We start from the raw sequence: 17783 nt of genomic DNA on the forward strand, positions 1-17783 counted from the left end.
TTCAGACGTGTGCTCTTCAGTTCTGCTTGCGGTCGACGCGCCCGCGCGTTCGCGGCGGGGGTACGCGGGCCGACCCGAGCGGCCGTCGCCGATCGGCTACGGTCACCGGCATGACCTGGGATGATCTCGACGCGCACCTGGACCGGGTGCCCGGCACCGTCTCGGCGTACGTGGGCCGGCTGGACGCACCACCGACCTGGACCCGCCACCCGGACGCCGCCCACTACGCGGCGAGCACCATGAAGGTGGCGGTGCTCGCCGCGCTCCACCGTGCCGCCGAGGCGGGCTCGCTGGACCTGGACGCCCCGGTCCCCGTGGTCAACGAGTTCGACTCCGCCCAGCCCGGCGCGCCCCGGTTCTCCTGCGCCCCGCACTACGACAACGACGACGCGGTCTGGGACCGGCTGGGCGACACGGCGCCGCTGCGCTGGCTGGCCGACCGGATGATCGTGCGATCCAGCAACCTGGCCACCAACCTGGTCATCGATCACGTCGGGTTGCCCGCGGTGGCCGAGGCGTGGGCGCTGGCCGGTGCCCGCACCAGCGTGACGGGCCGAGGCATCGAGGACTTCGCGGCCCGCGCCGCCGGCATCACCAACACTGTCACCGCCACCGACCTGGCCGCGCTGCTCGGCGCGCTGGGCACCGGGGCCAGCACCCCGGGCCGGCTCGCCTCGCCGGCCGCCTGCTCGGCCATGCTGGACGTCCTGCTCGCCCAGGAGCACCGCGAGGACCTGGCCGCCGGCCTGCCCGCGGGCACCCGCATCGCGCACAAGAGCGGTTGGGTACGCGGTGTGCGCCACGGCGCCGGCCTGGTGCTGCCCGCCGACGCCCCGCCCTACCTGATCGCCGTGTGCACCACCACCGACCCGACCGACGGCAACGCCACCGGCGACGAGACCGACGACGACGCCTGCCTGCTGATCGCGCACATCTCCGCGCAGGTCTGGGCCGCCCGCCACCGGCTCTGACCCCGCCGCCGAGTGCACCTGTCACTCCAGCAGCTGCGCCCGTAGTGCCGTGCGGTCGGAGTCGGTGAGCCCCAGCCCGTCGCGCAGGTACGCGTCGAACGAGCCGTGCACCCGGCGCACCTCGGCGTAGCCGGCGTCGAGGTACTCGGCGCGGACCTCCAGCACCGGCAGCACCGCGTCGACGTCCAACTCGGGATTGCGTCGGCGCATCGCCTCGACGATCACCGCCCGCAGGCTGTCGGTCAGCTCGTTGTTGCGCAGGTAGTCGGCGCGGATCGTCGCCTCGTCCACCCCGAGCGCCGTCAACAGGATGACGGTGAGCCAACCCGTGCGGTCCTTGCCGGCGGAGCAGTGGTAGACCAACGGCAGGTTCTCCGGCCGGGCCGCCAGCCGCACCGCCTCGGCGAAACCGACCCGCGCCGACTCACCCGTCACGAACCAGCGGTAGATCGCCGCCATCGCCCCCGCCGTGCCCTGCCGGGCCAACTCCGCGTACGCGTCCAGGTCGTGACCCAGCAGCACCGCCGAGACGTACGTGAAGACCGGGTGCTCCGGGTCGTGCACCGGCAGGCGCACCACCCGTGGCTCACCGGCCAGCCGATCCGCCGGGGCGACAGCGATCTCCGCGGGGGCGCGCAGATCGACCACGCACGCCGGGCCGAGTTTCGCCAGCACCGGTAGGTCGTCGTCGGTCAGCCGGCCCAGCGCCGGAGTGCGGATCAACTTGCCGACGCGCACCCGCCGCCCGCCCGCGCCGACGAGCCCACCCAGGTCACGAGCATTCGGTGCGCCCACCAGATCCCAGCTTCGCCCGGTCATCCGGTCCCCCATCCCGCCGTGTGCCTGCGTATAGGGTGCCGTACATGACGATCTCGGAGGTACGCACCCACCGGGTTTCCGCCCCCTTACACACCCCGTTCGTCACCGCGCTGCGTCGTACCACCACAGTGGACACCCTGGTCGTCGAGCTCGTCGACGCCGACGGCCGATCCGGCTTCGGCGAAGCACCCCAGGTCTGGCAGGTCACCGGCGCGTCGGTCGACGGCACACGGGCGTGCGTACGCGAGGTGCTCGGTCCGCTGCTGATCGGTCGCGATCCGGACGACCTGGTGACCCGTTGCGCCGAGGTGCAGCGCGCCGTGGCGGGCAACGAGGCGGCGAAGGCAGCGGTGGACGTCGCCCTGCACGACCTCGCCGCCCGGCGGCTGGGCGTACCCCTGGTGCGGTTGCTCGGGGGCACCACGCTGCGGGTGCCGACGGACGTCACGCTGGCGGCGGGCGACGCGGTGGACCTGGCGGCGGCGGCGCGGCAGCGGCAGTCCGACGGCTTCGGCGTGCTCAAGTTGAAGGTCGGCACCGACGCGGCCGGCGACCTGGACCGGGTGCGGGCCGTCCGCGCGGCCGTCGGCCCCGGGGTGCGGATCCGGCTCGACGCCAACCAGGGCTGGACGCCCCGGGAGGCGGTCCGGGTGATTCGTGGCATCGAGGACGCCGGGCTCGACGTGGAGTTGGTCGAGCAGCCGGTGGCCCGCTGGGACCTGGACGGGCTGGCCTGGGTCAGCGACCGGGTGTCCGTGCCGATCCTCGCCGACGAGGCGGTCTTCGGGGTCCGCGACCTGGTGGAGGTGATCCGCCGCCGGGCCGCCGACCTGGTCAACGTCAAGCTGGCCAAGTGCGGCGGTCTGCACCCGGCGCGTACCCTCCTCGACCTGGCCACCGCCCACGGGCTGGGCACTGTGGTCGGCTCGATGATGGAGAGCCAGGTCGGCGTCGGGGCGGCGGCGAGCCTGGTCGCCGCGTACGGCACCACCGCGGTCGCCGACCTGGACGCCGCCTGGTGGCTGGCCTGGTCACCGGTGCAGGGCGGCATACGCTACGACGGGGCTTCCGTGGTGCTGCCGAATGCTCCTGGCCTGGGCATCTCCGGTCTGACTGAAGCAAAGGTGCAGTCCTGTGCTTGATGACCGTTGGTTTCTTTCATAGGGTTCCCCTGGACAACCGACTCGATCTGGGGGTTGACGTGGAGCTGCAACCGGGCCGCGAGGCCGTCGTCCGGGTCGCGGTGGCAACACTGTGGACCTCACCCGAGGCGGTCCGTCCGGTCGACCGCCCAGCCCTGAGCGCCGGAGTGGACATCCCCGCCTGGGTCTCCGGTCTCACCACCGACCAGCAGGTCGGCGACTGTGTGCTGAGCCAGCTCCTGCTCGGCGAGCGGGTCCTCGTCAGCGAGCTGCGCCCGGACGGCTGGGCCCGGGTCGTCGCCGTCGAGCAACCGGCCGCCAAGCTGGACCCGCGCGGCTACCCCGGCTGGCTCCCCGCCGACCAACTGACCACTGTCGACCCGGCCACCGGCACCGACCAACCGCTGGTGGTGGACGCCACCCTCACCGGGCTGCGCGCCGCACCGGGCGGCGTGATGGTGTTGCCCGGCGTCGTCGTCGGCACCCGCCTGGTCCCGGCCGGCCCCGCACGCGACGACTGGCGGCCGGTGCGCGTCCCGGGGCAGGCCGCGCCGCTCTGGCTGCCCGACAGCCACCTGGTCCCGGCACCGGCGGCGTCACCGCAGGCCGAGCAGCCGCTCGAGGTGGCGCAGCGGCTGCTGGACGTGCTCTACATCTGGGGTGGGCTCTCCGCGCACGGCATCGACTGCTCGGGGCTGGTGCACCTGTCCTGGCGACGGTTCGGGGTGCTGCTCCCCCGCGACGCCGACGACCAGGCCGCGGCCACCACCCCGCTGCCGCTGGGCACCGAACGCCCCGGCGATCTCTACTTCTTCGCCCGACCCGGCCGCGGCATCCACCACATCGGCATCGTCACCGCCGCACCCGGCGACGACGGCGAGCGGCGGATGCTGCACGCCTGTTACCGGCGGCGGCGGGTCATCGAGGAGCCGCTGCCAGCCGATCGGACCGCCACCCTGGTCGGCGCGCACCGGGTCTGACCGGCTGGGCGGGTCGGACCTTGCCGGCCGGGCGCGTCGGGCCCTTGCCGGCCGGGCGCGTCGGATCTGGCCCGGCCGGCGCGTCGGGCTGAGCCTTCTGGATGCGTCGGACCCCAGGCCGGCAGCGGCGGAGGCGTCATATCCGCGCCTCGCCACCGACCTGGATGCCGCCGGCCGGGCGCCCGACGCGCCCGGCCGGTGTGCGGTCAGCGTCGGGCCTCGGCCAACTCGCGGCGCCGGTCCCGGGAGGACTTGACCAGGCTGGCGGCGGTGGCGATGCCCAGGGTGCCGATGATCACCAACAGCGACAGCCAGATCGGGATGTGCGGCGCCCACCCGACGTGCTCACCACCGTTGATGAACGGCAGGTTGTTGTCGGCCAACGCCTCCAACACCAGCTTCACCCCGATGAAGCCGAGCACGACGGCCAGGCCGTAGCTCAGGTAGATCAGCCGGTCGAGCAGGCCACCGAGCAGGAAGTAGAGCTGACGCAGGCCCATCAGCGCGAAGACGTTCGCGGTGAAGACCAGGTACGGCTCCTGGGTGATGCCGAAGATCGCCGGGATCGAGTCCAGAGCGAAGATCAGGTCGGTGGTGCCGATCGCGATCATCACGATCAGCATCGGGGTGAACAGCCGCTTGCCCGTCGCGTGGGTGGTGAGCTTCGCGCCGTCGTAGTCCTTGGAGATCGGCAGCGCCTTGCGGCTCCACCGGATCAGCACGTTCTCGGAGAACTCGTCCTCGTCCGGCTCACCCTGCCGGGCCAGGTTGACCGCGGTGTAGATCAGGAACGCGCCGAAGATGTAGAAGACCCAGGAGAACTGCGAGATCAACGCCGCACCGGCGGCGATGAACCCGCCGCGCATCACCAGGGCCAGCACTATGCCGACGAGCAGCACCTTCTGCTGGTACTGCCGGGGCACCCCGAAGCGGGCCATGATGATCACGAAGACGAAGAGGTTGTCCACCGAGAGGCTGTACTCGGTCAGCCAGCCGGTGTAGAACTGCCCGGCCGCGCCGGCGCCCGCGCTCAGCCAGACCCCCGCCCCGAAGAGCAGGGCAAGCCCGACGTAGAAGGCGACCCAGAGGCTCGACTCCCGCACACTCGGCTCGTGCGGGCGCCGACCGATGATCAACAGGTCGACGAGCAGGACCGCAGTCAGTGCGACAAGCGTCCCCGCCCACACCAATCCGGACACGTCCAACGTTCATTCCTCCGGCAGACACGCGGCGTCGGGCACACCGTACGCCCCCACGGGGGCCGGCGTGCCGCTGTCGCTCACTCTGGTGGCTGTCGGAGGTCTCTTCCGCCGCCGCCCCGCGAACAGGGCGACGACCCACGGGGCCGGGTCGGGTCACCGTGGTTCCGGCGATCGACCGTGCTGACGACTCCGTCGCGGGGGAATACTCCCCTCCTCGCAGACCATTGTTGCCCACCACGCCCCGTGATCACACCCCGGGCAGCCGGTGGCGCCGAACGGGCCCTCAGATGCGGTGCGTTCGCACGGGGTCGCACCCGGACCGGCGTCACCGGGCTGGGGGTCGCCGGCACACCTGGTCCAGCGATGATCGACTCGGGTTCATGAATGTCGGGGCGTCCCGGGCGCTGGGACACCCCGACATCAGCAAAACGGAGTCGATCATGCGGCCAGCCGCTCGGCGTGCGTCCCGGTCAACTCCACCACCGGCACCCCGCACCCGGCCAGCTCGCTCCGAAACCGCTCGGTCATCCAGGCCCGCAGGTGTTCGCCGTCGCGAAGTCCGTCGTCGGTGAAGGGCACGTCCCGGTGATCCGTCAGCAGGTACCGGGCCGGCCGGCGGGCCGCCGCCCGCACCTGCGACGACGTGCTGCCCCTGCCCCTAGGGGCAGCGTCGACAACGGAACGGACCCCGCGACGGCGCCGATCCGGTCCGCCGTGGGAAACTTCCCGCCATGGTGCTTGAGGTCGCGCTGATCGACGTACTGCCCGGACACGAGGACGCGTTCGCCGCCGCGTACGCCGAGGGTCACCCCGTGCTCGCCGGGGCAACCGGCTGCCGCTCCGTGCGGATGACCCGGGGAATCGAGTCGCCGACGCGCTTCGTGCTGCTTGTCGAATGGGACTCGGTCGAGGCGCACGAGGAGAACTTCCGGGCCACCGAGCGGTTCGACAGGTGGCGGGCGCTGATCGGGCCACACTTCGCCGGGCCGCCCGTGGTCGAGCACTTCCTCGACGTACCGGCCTGACCAGACGTACCGGCCGGACCAGACGCGCCAGTCCGAGCGACACTGTCGTACCCGGCGAATACCGTGCCTGCGCACGCGCCGGCCGCCGGTCCCGACGGGCTCGGGGGCGCCGGGCTCGGTGGCCGCGCGGCGTGCCACCTACTCCCCGGCGCGGCGGGCCAGCGCGGTGACCGTCTCCTCCGGTGACAGCGCGGCCCCCAGCAACGCCTCGGTCATCCGCTCGTAGCGGCCGACGTCGAGCACTGTGGCCAACCGGACGTCGGTGGTCAACGCCTCGATCATCACCGTCCGCGGGTCCGCCGGGTCGGGAAAGGCATAGCAGGAGTACGGCGTGAGCGGGTGCAGCCCGCCACCGGCTGCCCCGCGGGGCAGCAGCCGCACCGTGACGTGGGACAGCCCGGTCACGGTGACCAGGTGCCGCAGCTGCTCACGCCAGACCGCCACCGGCAGCTCACCCGGATCGCAGACGGCCGCGGCGAGCACCGCCGTGTAACGCGGCGGATAGGCCCGCCGCAACACCTCCTGCCGCAGGGCGCGGGCGCGCACCTCGGCCTCCACGTCGATCTCCGGCGTGAGCTGCGCGCCGGCCTCCACCAACACCCGGGTGTACGCGGGTGTCTGGAGCAGTCCCGGCACGACCGTCGGCTGGTACTCGACGATGTCGGCCGCACCCGCCTCCAACTCGGCGTAGGTGCGCTGGCGTTCGCTCATCTCGCCGAGCGTCTTCCACCAGCCTCGGCTGGTCGCCGCATCCCGAGCGATCACTATCAGCGCGTCCCGGGTGGAGGTGGGCACCTTGTAGATGTCCAGCAGATCGAGCACGTCGGCGAGGTCCGGACGGCTCTGGCCCAGCTCGATGCGGGACAACTTCGACGTCGAGGCCCACCCCAGCCGGTCGCAGACCTGCTCCAGGGTCAGCGCCTCGCGCCGGCGCAGCTGGCGCAGTTCTGCGCCCAGACGTGCACGTCGAATGACAGGACTCGTTGGCAGCGGCATCCCGGCCTCCCCAACGAGGGAGCGTACGCAGGACGATCACCCAGTGCAATAGCTCGCTCGCTCACCGCAATCAGGTCATTCGGCGCGGCCGGTCGCCCGGGCCGCCTCAGGGCCGGTAGGTGCCGAACGCCCAGACCGTGCCCGCCAGGTCCCGGGCGGCGTAGTCGCGGGACCCGTAGTCGGTGTCGAACGTTTCTCGGGTGATCTCGGCCCCGGCCAGGCGGGCCTGGGCGCAGTGGGCGTCGACGTCCGGTACGGCCGGCGGACCAGCGGGACGTCCGCCCGTTCCCGGTAGCCGACGTACCTGTCGACGAACGGACGCAGACTGACCTCGGGCAGCCCGAGGACCATCCCCCCGGCCGGTGCCACCGCCGTCACCCGCGCCCGCCCTCCGTACGCCGGCGGCGACCCAGCGGCTCGCTGGTCACGCCCGGCGACTGGTCGTCACTTCACGCCGGCGGCATCCATGCCGCGCAGCTCCTTCTTCAGGTCGGAGACCTCGTCGCGGATCCGGGCCGCCAACTCGAACTGCAACTCGCGGGCGGCGGCCAGCATCTGGTCGTTGAGCTCCTGGATGAGCTGGGCGAGGTCGGCGCGGGCCATCCCCTCCCGCGAGGTGGTGGTGGCGGCGCCCCGGCTCCGGCTGCGGGTCTCCTTGACCGGTGCCTTGCCTCGGGAGAGCTGGCGCACCGCGCCGCCGACCCGGGAGTTTTCGGTGTCCTCCGCCTCGCGGTAGATGTCGTCCAGAATGTCGTGGATCTTCTTACGCAACGGCTCCGGGCTGATCCCGTGCGCCTCGTTGTGCGCGATCTGCTTGGCCCGACGCCGATCGGTCTCGTCGATCGCCGCCGCCATCGACGGAGTGATCTTGTCGGCGTACATGTGCACCTGACCGGAGACGTTACGGGCGGCCCGCCCGATGGTCTGGATCAGCGACCGACCACTGCGCAGGAAGCCCTCCTTGTCGGCGTCGAGGATCGCCACCAGCGACACCTCGGGCAGGTCCAGACCTTCGCGGAGCAGGTTGATGCCGACCAACACGTCGTAGTCGCCCTTGCGCAGCTCGCGCAGCAGCTCCACCCGGCGCAACGTGTCGACCTCCGAGTGCAGGTAACGCACCCGGATGCCGTTTTCCAGCAGGTAGTCGGACAGGTCCTCGGCCATCTTCTTGGTCAGCGTGGTGACCAGCACCCGCTCGTCCCGGTCGGTCCGCAGCTTGATCTCGTGCATCAGGTCGTCGATCTGACCCTTGGTCGGCTTGATCACGACCTGCGGGTCGACCAGACCGGTGGGCCTGATGACCTGCTCGACGAACTCGCCCTGCGCCTGCTCCATCTCCCAGGTGCCGGGGGTCGCGGACAGGTAGACCATCTGGCCGACCCGCTCCAGGAACTCGTCGAAGCGCAGCGGCCGGTTGTCGGCGGCGCTGGGCAGCCGGAAACCGTGGTCGATGAGCATCCGCTTGCGGGACGCGTCACCCTCGTACATGCCGCCGATCTGCGGGATTGTCACGTGCGACTCGTCGACCACGGTGAGGAAGTCGTCCGGGAAGTAGTCGAGCAGGCAGTGCGGCGGGCTGCCGGGCAGCCGCCCGTCCATGTGCATCGAGTAGTTCTCGATGCCGGAGCAGAAGCCCACCTGCCGCATCATCTCGATGTCGTAGGTGGTGCGCATGCGCAGCCGCTGCGCCTCCAGCAGCTTGCCCTGCCGCTCCAGCTCGGCGAGGCGCTCGGCCAGCTCCACCTCGATGTCGCGGATCGCCCGCTCCATCCGCTCCGGACCGGCCGCGTAGTGCGTCGCCGGGAAGATCACCAGCTGGTCGACCTCGCGGACCACGTCACCGGTCAACGGGTTGAGGTAGTAGAGCTTCTCCACCTCGTCGCCGAACAGCTCGATGCGGACCGCCAACTCCTCGTACGCCGGAATGATCTCCAGCGTGTCGCCGCGGACCCGGAACGTGCCACGCTGGAAGGCCATGTCGTTGCGGGTGTATTGAATGTCGACAAGCCGGCGGAGCAACTGGTCGCGGTCGAGCTCCTGACCGGCCTGCACCTTCACCGCCCGGTCCAGGTATTCCTCCGGGGTGCCGAGGCCGTAGATCGCCGAGACGGTCGCCACCACGATCACGTCGCGGCGGGTGAGCAGCGACATCGTCGCCGAGTGCCGCAGCCGCTCCACCTCCTCGTTGATCGAGGAGTCCTTCTCGATGTAGGTGTCGGTCTGCGGGATGTAGGCCTCGGGCTGGTAGTAGTCGTAGTACGAGACGAAGTATTCGACAGCGTTGTGCGGCAGCAGCTCGCTGAACTCCTTGGCCAGCTGCGCGCAGAGCGTCTTGTTCGGGGCGAGCACCAGGGTCGGGCGCTGCAACCGCTCGATCAGCCACGCCGTCGTGGCGCTCTTGCCCGTGCCGGTCGCGCCGAGCAGCACGGTGTTGCGGTCGCCGCGCCGAACCCGGCGGGCAAGATCGTCGATGGCTGCCGGTTGGTCGCCGGCCGGCTGAAACTCACTGACGACCTGGAAGCGGCTGTCGAGCCGGGGAATGTCGAGCGCCATGCCGTCAACGGTACGCCGGAGGTCCGACAGGAAAGCCCGTCACGCCAGGTACGTGATCAGCTTCAATATTCCCATTGTGTGGCCGATGTCACCGGGACTACCCTCTCCATGTAGGCCGCTCGCGGCGGCCGACCGGGCCGGTGGCCAGGCCAACATCAGGCCGGCCACCCCCGGCACTGCGGTCGCAGCACCCGGCTCGTCCGGCGTGCGCACCCGTGTGGTCGCGCTCGAGGCGCAGACCGGCCGCCGCGAGCGCCCCTGCTCGTCACCACGGCGCCTCCCGCCCGTTTCACCTTCCGTGGACACCTCTGCGACCCCGCCGCCCGACACCACCACCCCCACGGGCACGCCCTCGCCGGAGGGCACCCAGCGGCGGAGCGCCTCCGCGGCGGGTAGGCCCGGCACCCCGGCCGGCGGACGACGCGGTGCCGGCCGGCACCGCACCGGTTCGGCCAACGCCCGCGCCGACGCCGACGCGGCCAACCGGTCGGCCGGGAGCCGGAGCCGGAACGGGTCCACCGCCAGCCGGCCCGCCACCGCGCGGCCCACCGACACCGGACAGCCCACCACCACCGGACAGCCCACCACCACCGCGCGGCCCACCACCACCGGGGGGCCCAGCGTCGGAAGGCGCAGCGACACCACCGCAGGGCGCGGCGACACCGAGCAGCCCACCATCCGGTCCGCCACCACCGAGCCCACCGCCACCGAGCCCACCACCGCCCAGCCCACCGCCACCCGTCGAACGGCCACCGGCCGGGGCGCCGACCGGACGCCGACGACCAGCCGCGCCGACGACAGCGCCGAGCCTCCCGCCGACACCACAGGGCCGGCCTCGGCCAGCCGCCGCAGACGTACCGTGCTGATGGTGCTCGCTCTGACCGCCGTGACGTCCGCGACGGCGTTGGTGTTCGGGCTGTTGAGCTGGGCGCCGGCTCCGCCCGAGCCCGCCCGGCCGCTGACTCTCGCGGAGGGCGAGCGGCTGGCTGCCGTGCGGGTCACCAACCTGCGGGACCTGCGCGCCGGGGTCCGCGTCACCGCCGGCGTCGACGCGGCCCGGATCGAGCTGGTCGGCTGGGTGGACTGGTCGCGGTCGCTGCTCTACCTCGACGTGGGCGGGCCCGGCGCGGGTGCGGAGCGCGGGCTGGTGCAGAGGGCCGGCCCGGTGCTGGTGATCCGGCCGGACGCGGTGGCGGTGCCCACTCCCGCCGTACCTCCGCTGGTGCCTCCGGCGGACCGTTGGCGGCTGCACCGCCTGACCTCCGGGGCGAGCCTGGCAGCGGTGCTCGACCTGCTCCTCGGCCTCGCCGCCGACCGCCCGGACGTGACCCCGGCGGTGCCGGACGGCGCCGCGCGCTGGATCGCCCGGGACACCGTGGCGGGCGGCCCGGTGGACGTCCTCCAGGCACCGCTGCTCGCCAGGACACCACCGGCGGGCAGCACCGCGGCACCAGTGCCGGCGGTCGAGTCGTCGGGCACCGGGCCGGACCGGCAGACCCGGTACTGGCTCGACCAGGACGCCCGGCTGCACAAGCTCGTCACCCGGCTGCCCGGCGTCGGACCGGTCACGGTGACCCTGCACCGGGCGGACCGGCCGACACTCCGGCCGGTGGATGCCCTCGGCGGCCGGCCCGGCCTGCCCCGCGCGCTGACCGACGCCGAGCAACGTCGACTGGATCGGCTGCCGGCCCGGCTCCGCGCCCAGGGCGGCGTGGCGGTCACGCTGACCGTGCCGACGGGCACCGACACCAACCTGCGGGGCGCCGGCTGGTTGAGCTGGACCGCGCGTACCGCGTACCTCACTGTCGCCGACCTGGGCACACCGGATCGGCGGACCCTGCTGCGCCGCGACACCGCTGGTCTGGCGCGGGCGGACCTGCCGGCGGCTGCCGCTGGCGGTGGCACGGCGGAGGAGCCGGGCCGGCCGCCCCTGCCGCCCCCGGTCGGAGCGTGGCGGGTTTCCCGATCCGGCGGGGACGACGTGAGCCTGCTCGTCGACGCCGCGGTGGCGGCCGGGTCGGTCGGGCCACACGGCGCGGCCGTGCGGGTACGCGAGGACGTCACCGCCGGACGGGCCGTGGACGTCGTCGAGGTGGGCCCGGCGGCCGCACGGCTGCGCTACTGGATCGACCGCGACGGGTCGCTGCGGCGGCTGGAGCTGCGCACCCGCGGCAACGCGTGGGCCCAACTGGATCTCCACCGCGCCGTGGTGCCCCGACTGGCCCCGGTGCCCCGGCCGGTTGCCAAGCCGGGCCCTCCGACCCCTCGGCCCCGCTGACCCGTGCCGCTCAGGGCCGCCAGCCGGTCTGCGCGGCCCACTGCTCGGCCCGCAGGTACTCCTCGTCGAACCACGGGTCCCGGGCCGTGCCGGAGTCGCCGGCGGCCGGAGCCGCATCGACCAGATCCCGCTTGAGCTGGAGGTACGCGGCCCGGCGATCCGGATCGGCGCGCAGGTGGTCGCGCAGAAGCAACGCGTACCGCCAGCCCGGCGACCCCTCCAGCCGCACGTGCAGGCGCACCGGACGAGCCGGGTCCGCGCTGCCGTGCAGCCGCTTCTCCCACCGCGCACTGCCGGCCGGGCGCGGATCGTCCCACCACTGCCCCGGCACCCGCGGGAACCCGGCGTTCGCCAGCCGGTCGGCCAGCACCCCGTCGGCGTCGACGAGGCTGGGCACTGCCACCTGCACGTCGATGACGTCCTGGGCGGTGAGGCCGGGCACCGCGGTCGAACCGATGTGGTCGATCCGCAGGGCGTCCGAGGCCAGCGTGTGCCGGATCCGGGCGGCCAGCCGCGCGTACTGCTCGGGCCAGCTCGCGTCGGCCATCACCGGGTCACCGCCACCCGGCGGGACCACCCGCCGCTGCCGCAGGTTGTCCTCGTAGGGCAGCAGCCGCTGCGACCAGAGCGCGTCGACGGCGTCGTGCAACGCCGCCAGGCTCCCGTCATTGCCGAGCACCACGTCGGCAGCCGCCCGACGGCGGGCGTCGTCGGTCTGCGCGGCGATCCGCCGCTCGGCCTCCGCGCGACCCATTCCCCGGTGGCGCACCAGTCGTTCCAGTCGGGTCGTCACGGCCGTCTGCACCACGATCACCAGGTGGTACGTGGGCGCGAGACCCACCTCCACCAGCAGCGGTACGTCGTTGACGACGATCGCGTCGGGTGGTGCCGCGGCGGCCAACTCCGCGGTGCGGGCCCGAACCCGGGGGTGGGTGATCGACTCCAGCCGACGGCGGGCGGCCTCGTCGGCGAACACCACAGCGCCCAGCGCGGCACGGTCCAGGGCGCCATCGGCATCCAGCACCGTGTCGGAGAAGGCGGCAACGATCTCGGCCAGCCCCGCGCTCCCCGGGGCGACGACCTCGCGGGCCACCTGGTCGGCGTCGATGAGCACCGCGCCCCGCTCGACGAGCCGTGCCGCCACCGCGCTCTTGCCCGACCCGATCCCGCCGGTCAACCCCACTCTCAGCACCCGACCAGTCAACCGGATCACGAGCCCTGCCGCCAAACCCACCACGATCGCGTGCCCCCGGCCCGCCGACCCACTGATCGGAGAGGCCCGCTCCCCGATCGACGCGATCTCCAGCGTCCGCGCCCAGCACCCAGCAAGACCGTGCTCGATCCAGGTCGTAGTGGTGTCCTGGTCGTCCGCGGCCCCGATATCCCGGGCAACGCCGTTGCGTTAGGTGGAACGGCTGTTCGTCAACCAGCACCGCCTCGCCGATCATGGAGTTGTGGTGGGTAACAGAGCGCCCGTAAACCCCCAAAGTCGGCACCACAACTCCATGATCGCCAAGCCGGGCCCAGATCGGGCACTCCTGTCCCGGGGTGCCTGCCGGCTACGGTCCCAACGCAGCGGTGTTGATATCCAGGGTCGAGCACGATCTTGCGAGCCCGGCGGTCGCGAGGAGGGTACGGCGAAGGCCCCGCCCCCGACGATCCGGAGATCGCGGGGGCGGGGCCCGTCGTCGTTCAGTCGTTCAGCGGGTCACTTGCCGCCGGCGAGCTTCTCCCGCAGAGCGGCGAGCGCCTCGTCGGTGGCCAGCGTGCCGGCCGGCTCCTCGGCCTGCCGGCTCGGGGCCGGGCTGGACGAGGAGGTGGTGCCACCGCCACCGGTGCCGCCAGCGGCCGGAACGGCCGGAGTCGGGTTGGCGGCAGCCTCGGCGTCGGCGGCCCGAGAGGTCTGCACCTGCTTGGTGTGGGCCTCCCAACGCTGACGAGCCTCCGCGTACTGGTTCTCCCAGGTCTCGCGCTGCTTGTCGTACCCCTCGAGCCACTCGCCCGTCTCCGGGTCGAAGCCCTCCGGGTAGATGTAGTTGCCCTCGGTGTCGTACGTCGCGGCCATGCCGTAGAGGGTCGGGTCGAAGTGCTCCTCGCCCTCGACGAAGCCCTCGTTGGCCTGCTTGAGCGACAGCGAGATCCGGCGGCGCTCGAGGTCGATGTCGATGACCTTGACCATGACCTCGGAGCCGACCTGGACGACCTGCTCCGGGATCTCCACGTGGCGCTCGGCCAGCTCGGAGATGTGGACCAGGCCCTCGATGCCGTCGTCCACCCGGACGAACGCACCGAACGGCACCAGCTTGGTGACCTTACCCGGCACGATCTGCTGGATCGCGTGGGTGCGGGCGAACTGCCGCCACGGGTCCTCCTGCGTCGCCTTCAGCGACAGCGAGACCCGCTCGCGGTCCAGGTCGACGTCCAGGACCTCGACCTCGACCTCCTGGCCCACCTCGACGACCTCGGACGGGTGGTCGATGTGCTTCCAGGACAGCTCGGAGACGTGCACCAGACCGTCGACGCCGCCGAGGTCCACGAAGGCGCCGAAGTTGACGATCGAGGACACGACGCCCTTGCGGACCTGGCCCTTCTGCAGCTTGTTGAGGAACTCGGTGCGCACCTCGGACTGCGTCTGCTCCAGCCAGGCCCGGCGGGACAGAACCACGTTGTTGCGGTTCTTGTCCAGCTCGATGATCTTGGCTTCGAGCTCCCGCCCGACGTACGGCTGCAGGTCACGCACACGACGCATCTCGACCAGGGAGGCGGGCAGGAAGCCGCGCAGCCCGATGTCGAGGATGAGGCCGCCCTTGACCACCTCGATGACCGAACCGCGGACGACGCCGTCCTCGTCCTTGATCTTCTCGATCGTGCCCCAGGCCCGCTCGTACTGTGCCCGCTTCTTGGAGAGGATCAGACGACCCTCCTTGTCCTCCTTCTGGAGGACAAGGGCCTCGATGTGGTCGCCAACCGTCACAACCTCGGCGGGGTCCACGTCGTGCTTGATCGACAACTCACGAGAGGGGATGACGCCCTCGGTCTTGTAGCCGATGTCGAGCAGGACCTCGTCCCGATCGACCTTGACGACGGTGCCTTCGACAATGTCGCCGTCGTTGAAGTACTTGATGGTCTCGTCGATCGCGGCGAGGAATGCCTCCTCGGAACCGAGATCGTCGTGGGTGACCCGGGTGGCGCTCGAGGGGGCCTCGATGCTGCTCGTCATGTGGGCGGTTGCTCCGGTCGGTGGGTTGTCACAGCAGGCTGGTGTCGCAGTGACCTGTTCGCGCCAGCGGATCCGTCGCCGGGCACACCGAACGATCGCCTAGTGAGATCATGATGTGGCTCCGTCGACCGCGCACCTGCTCCCTGCCGAGGCAACGCGATCCGCGAGCGCATCGTCTAGCCTACCGTGCGCATTACCACAGCGTGCAAGCCCTCCCGGCTTCTCTCCGTGTGATGACCTGCGAAAGACGAACAATCGCCCGGAAAACACCCCTGCTGTCTCGTGCGTCACAGCAGCCCCAGCCGCAGCGCTGCGGCACGCCTGATCGACTCGGTTTCCTGCAAGTCGGCGCATCCCACCGACCCGGACACCGCGACTTTACGAAAACCGAGTCGATCAAGCAGCATCGCGCGGAAGCCGCGCGGATCGTGGACGCGCCGCCGCTCCCAACCTGGCGGATGGGGCCTAGCGTGGGCGCGTGGATGACGACAACCGGGTCACCCGGCGCCGGGTGGGTGACGCCGAGGCCCGGCGGGCCAACCGCGGCTGGTGGGACACCGACGCCGACGACTACCAGGCTGAGCACGGCGCGTTCCTCGGCGACGTGGACTTCGTCTGGTGTCCGGAGGGCCTGCGCGAGGCCGATGCCCGACTGCTCGGCGACCTGCCCGGTCGCCGGGTGCTGGAGGTCGGCTGCGGCGCGGCCTCCGCCGCCCGCTGGCTGGCCACCCAGGGCGCCCGGCCGGTCGCCTTCGACCTGTCCGCCGGCATGTTGCGGCACGCCGCCAGGGCCGCAGACCGCACCGGGGTACGCGTACCGCTGGTGCAGGCCGACGCGCTCGCCCTGCCGTTCGCCGACCGGTCGTTCGACCTCGCCTGCACCGCCTTCGGCGCGATTCCGTTCGTGGACGACTCGGCGGCGCTGCTCGCCGAGGTGCACCGGGTGCTGCGCCCCGGCGGGCGGTGGGTGTTCTCGGTGACCCACCCGATGCGGTGGATCTTCCTCGACGACCCCGGCGAGGGCGGGCTGACCGCCGTGCACTCGTACTTCGACCGCTCCCCCTACGTCGAGCAGGACGAGGCCGGCGTCGCCACGTACGTCGAGCAGCACCGCACCCTCGGCGACCGGGTCCGGGAGCTGGTCGGTGCCGGCTTCCGGCTGCTGGATCTGGTGGAGCCGGAATGGCCGCAGGGGCACGAGGGCATCTGGGGGCAGTGGAGCCCGTTGCGCGGTCGGCTCTTCCCCGGCACCGCCATCTTCGTCACCGAGAAGCCCGCGGAGTGAGCGCGTCGCACCCGCGGTCCGCCGTGCGTCGCATCGACCGCCGGTAGGCTCGTCCCATGAGCGCCGAGCCCATCCCGACATCACCTGGCCCCTGGTGTCCGGACCCGATGCGGCAGCAGCGTGCCGACTACACGCTGGAGGACCTGCTCACCCTGCCGGACGACGCCCCCCGCGTCGAACTCGTCGACGGAGTCATCCAGGTGACACCCTCCCCCACCCTGGGCCATCAAGACATCTCGTTACTGCTTGCGCACTGGCTGCTGCAACACGTGCCGGCTGACCTCCGGGTAGTCCAAGCCGTCGGAGTCGGGCTGAGTCCCAACACCAGCCGACAACCGGACGTTCTCCTGCGGCGGGCCGGCGTGGCTCCCTCCCGATCCTCGCTGCGTCCGGCGGACGTGGTCCTCGCCGTGGAGATCGTCTCGCCCGGGACGCGACGGATCGACAGGTTCGCGAAGCCCGGCGAGTACGCCGCCGCCGGCATCCCGTTCTACTGGCGCATCGAGCAGGACCCGGTACACGTCTACGCGTACCGGATCGGCGACCGGGTGGGCCCCGGCGGTGAGCGGCAGTACGAGCTGGTCGCCGACGGCGCCGACGTGATCGAGCTGGCCGAGCCGTTCGACATCAAGCTGCCGATCGCCGAGATCACCCCGTAGCGCGTCCCCCGGACCGGCCGTTTCACCGCGCCGGTGTCGGGTAGCCGAGGAGCATGGCCGAACAGCGATTCCGCGCGGGCGACCACGTTTCCTGGTCGGCCCACGGCAGCCGCGCGTACGGCGTGGTGCAGGAGACGATCACCGAGCGGACGCGGATCCGCGGACGGGCCGTGAACGCGGCCCCCGACGACCCGCAGTACCGGGTTCGCAGTGACGGAACGGGCCGCGACGTGGCCCACCGACCCGAGGCGCTGCGTCATGAGCAAGGCTGACGACCGGGGCCGGGACACCTACCGGGACTTCACCGAGGCGGTGAACATGAAGCCCGGCGAGCTGTCCACCTGGCTGGAGACCGACGAGTCGAAGCAGGTTGGCTGGCACAAGGGAGGCCGCTCCGGTGGCGGCGAGTCCGTCGGACACGAATCCGGCCGAAAGATCATCAACCTGCTCCGGCGCAAACGTGGCGACCTGTCCGAGGGCGACTACAAGCACATGCGCAAGGTCGTCGGGTACGTACGCCGGCACATGGCACAGCGCCCCTCCGGCAACGTCCGCGACACCAAGTGGCGCTGGTCCCTGATGAACTGGGGCCACGACCCCATGAAGTAACCAACCACCCAACCAGCCCGCCCCGCCCGCGCAAGATCCGCACA

At 71.9% G+C, this 17783-nt stretch carries 16 protein-coding genes and 1 pseudogene; 9 read left to right on the plus strand and 8 right to left on the minus strand.

Going from position 1 to position 17783, the window contains the following annotated elements; all coding sequences use genetic code 11:
- Positions 1-110: 110 nt before the first annotated feature.
- Positions 111-971: a serine hydrolase gene (locus tag AB0A95_RS14570; RefSeq protein ID WP_357556209.1), complete on the plus strand. Its 861-nt coding sequence runs from the start codon at positions 111-113 to the stop codon at positions 969-971.
- A gap of 21 nt (positions 972-992) precedes the next feature.
- On the opposite strand, the gene AB0A95_RS14575 is transcribed toward AB0A95_RS14570, so the two are convergent.
- Positions 993-1790 carry a tyrosine-protein phosphatase gene (locus AB0A95_RS14575; RefSeq protein ID WP_357556211.1) on the minus strand — a complete coding sequence of 266 codons (798 nt, stop codon included), beginning with the start codon at positions 1788-1790 and terminating at the stop codon, positions 993-995.
- A gap of 44 nt (positions 1791-1834) precedes the next feature.
- Here AB0A95_RS14575 and AB0A95_RS14580 point away from each other — a divergent pair, with 44 nt between their 5' ends.
- Together AB0A95_RS14580 and AB0A95_RS14585 are read left to right on the plus strand one after the other, a co-directional pair.
- The gene (locus AB0A95_RS14580) at positions 1835-2932 is read left to right on the plus strand and encodes a dipeptide epimerase (protein ID WP_357556213.1); all 1098 of its coding nucleotides are present in this window, start codon (positions 1835-1837) and stop codon (positions 2930-2932) included.
- 59 nt (positions 2933-2991) lie between these two features.
- On the plus strand, positions 2992-3912 hold the full coding sequence (locus AB0A95_RS14585; RefSeq protein WP_357556215.1) for an NlpC/P60 family protein: 921 nt from the start codon (positions 2992-2994) through the stop codon (positions 3910-3912).
- 206 nt (positions 3913-4118) lie between these two features.
- On the opposite strand, the gene AB0A95_RS14590 is transcribed toward AB0A95_RS14585, so the two are convergent.
- Both AB0A95_RS14590 and AB0A95_RS14595 read right to left on the minus strand, forming a co-directional pair.
- The gene (locus AB0A95_RS14590) at positions 4119-5117 is read right to left on the minus strand and encodes a TerC family protein (protein WP_357556216.1); all 999 of its coding nucleotides are present in this window, start codon (positions 5115-5117) and stop codon (positions 4119-4121) included.
- Positions 5118-5552: 435 nt separating this feature from the next.
- On the minus strand, positions 5553-5747 hold the full coding sequence (locus AB0A95_RS14595) for an AAA family ATPase (RefSeq protein ID WP_357556218.1): 195 nt from the start codon (positions 5745-5747) through the stop codon (positions 5553-5555).
- Positions 5748-5845: 98 nt separating this feature from the next.
- Between AB0A95_RS14595 and AB0A95_RS14600 the strand changes: the two genes are divergently transcribed.
- Complete coding sequence (locus AB0A95_RS14600) at positions 5846-6139, plus strand: antibiotic biosynthesis monooxygenase family protein (RefSeq protein WP_357069740.1); 294 nt, start codon at positions 5846-5848, stop codon at positions 6137-6139.
- Between the two features lie 138 nt (positions 6140-6277).
- Here AB0A95_RS14600 and AB0A95_RS14605 read toward each other — a convergent pair whose 3' ends face one another.
- The 3 genes from AB0A95_RS14605 to AB0A95_RS14615 form a co-directional block, all read right to left on the minus strand.
- Positions 6278-7135, minus strand: a complete 858-nt coding sequence (locus AB0A95_RS14605; RefSeq protein WP_357556220.1) for a helix-turn-helix transcriptional regulator — start codon at positions 7133-7135, stop codon at positions 6278-6280.
- A 444-nt stretch (positions 7136-7579) separates the two neighbouring features.
- Complete coding sequence (uvrB, locus tag AB0A95_RS14610; RefSeq protein ID WP_357556221.1) at positions 7580-9688, minus strand: excinuclease ABC subunit UvrB; 2109 nt, start codon at positions 9686-9688, stop codon at positions 7580-7582.
- 39 nt (positions 9689-9727) lie between these two features.
- The gene (locus AB0A95_RS14615; RefSeq protein WP_357556223.1) at positions 9728-10513 is read right to left on the minus strand and encodes a hypothetical protein; all 786 of its coding nucleotides are present in this window, start codon (positions 10511-10513) and stop codon (positions 9728-9730) included.
- A 40-nt stretch (positions 10514-10553) separates the two neighbouring features.
- On the opposite strand from AB0A95_RS14615, the gene AB0A95_RS14620 reads away from it, so the two are divergent.
- Positions 10554-11966, plus strand: coding sequence for a hypothetical protein (locus tag AB0A95_RS14620; protein ID WP_357556225.1), 1413 nt, complete (start codon positions 10554-10556; stop codon positions 11964-11966).
- A 10-nt stretch (positions 11967-11976) separates the two neighbouring features.
- Here the strand turns inward: AB0A95_RS14620 and coaE are convergent, their stop codons facing one another.
- Together coaE and rpsA are read right to left on the minus strand one after the other, a co-directional pair.
- Positions 11977-13158, minus strand: a complete 1182-nt coding sequence (gene coaE / locus AB0A95_RS14625) for a dephospho-CoA kinase (protein WP_357556331.1) — start codon at positions 13156-13158, stop codon at positions 11977-11979.
- A 516-nt stretch (positions 13159-13674) separates the two neighbouring features.
- A complete protein-coding gene (rpsA, locus tag AB0A95_RS14630) occupies positions 13675-15186 on the minus strand; it encodes a 30S ribosomal protein S1 (protein WP_130402793.1) in 1512 nt (503 codons plus the stop codon).
- A 478-nt stretch (positions 15187-15664) separates the two neighbouring features.
- Here rpsA and AB0A95_RS14635 point away from each other — a divergent pair, with 478 nt between their 5' ends.
- The 4 genes and pseudogenes from AB0A95_RS14635 to AB0A95_RS14650 all read left to right on the plus strand — a co-directional run.
- A complete protein-coding gene (locus AB0A95_RS14635) occupies positions 15665-16471 on the plus strand; it encodes a class I SAM-dependent methyltransferase (protein ID WP_357556227.1) in 807 nt (268 codons plus the stop codon).
- 56 nt (positions 16472-16527) lie between these two features.
- Positions 16528-17130 (plus strand): Uma2 family endonuclease, encoded by a 603-nt coding sequence (locus AB0A95_RS14640; RefSeq protein ID WP_357556229.1) that lies wholly within the window; start codon positions 16528-16530, stop codon positions 17128-17130.
- A 53-nt stretch (positions 17131-17183) separates the two neighbouring features.
- Entirely contained in the window at positions 17184-17402 is a 219-nt protein-coding gene (locus AB0A95_RS14645; protein WP_357556230.1) for a DUF2945 domain-containing protein, read from the plus strand.
- Positions 17389-17730: pseudogene (locus AB0A95_RS14650) on the plus strand (DUF3140 domain-containing protein); the annotation flags it as partial. The gene AB0A95_RS14645 and the pseudogene AB0A95_RS14650, both read left to right, overlap by 14 nt.
- Between the last annotated feature and the right edge of the window lie 53 nt (positions 17731-17783).

Origin of the sequence: Micromonospora sp. NPDC049230 (assembly GCF_040647875.1) — a bacterium.
Lineage (GTDB): Bacteria > Actinomycetota > Actinomycetes > Mycobacteriales > Micromonosporaceae > Micromonospora.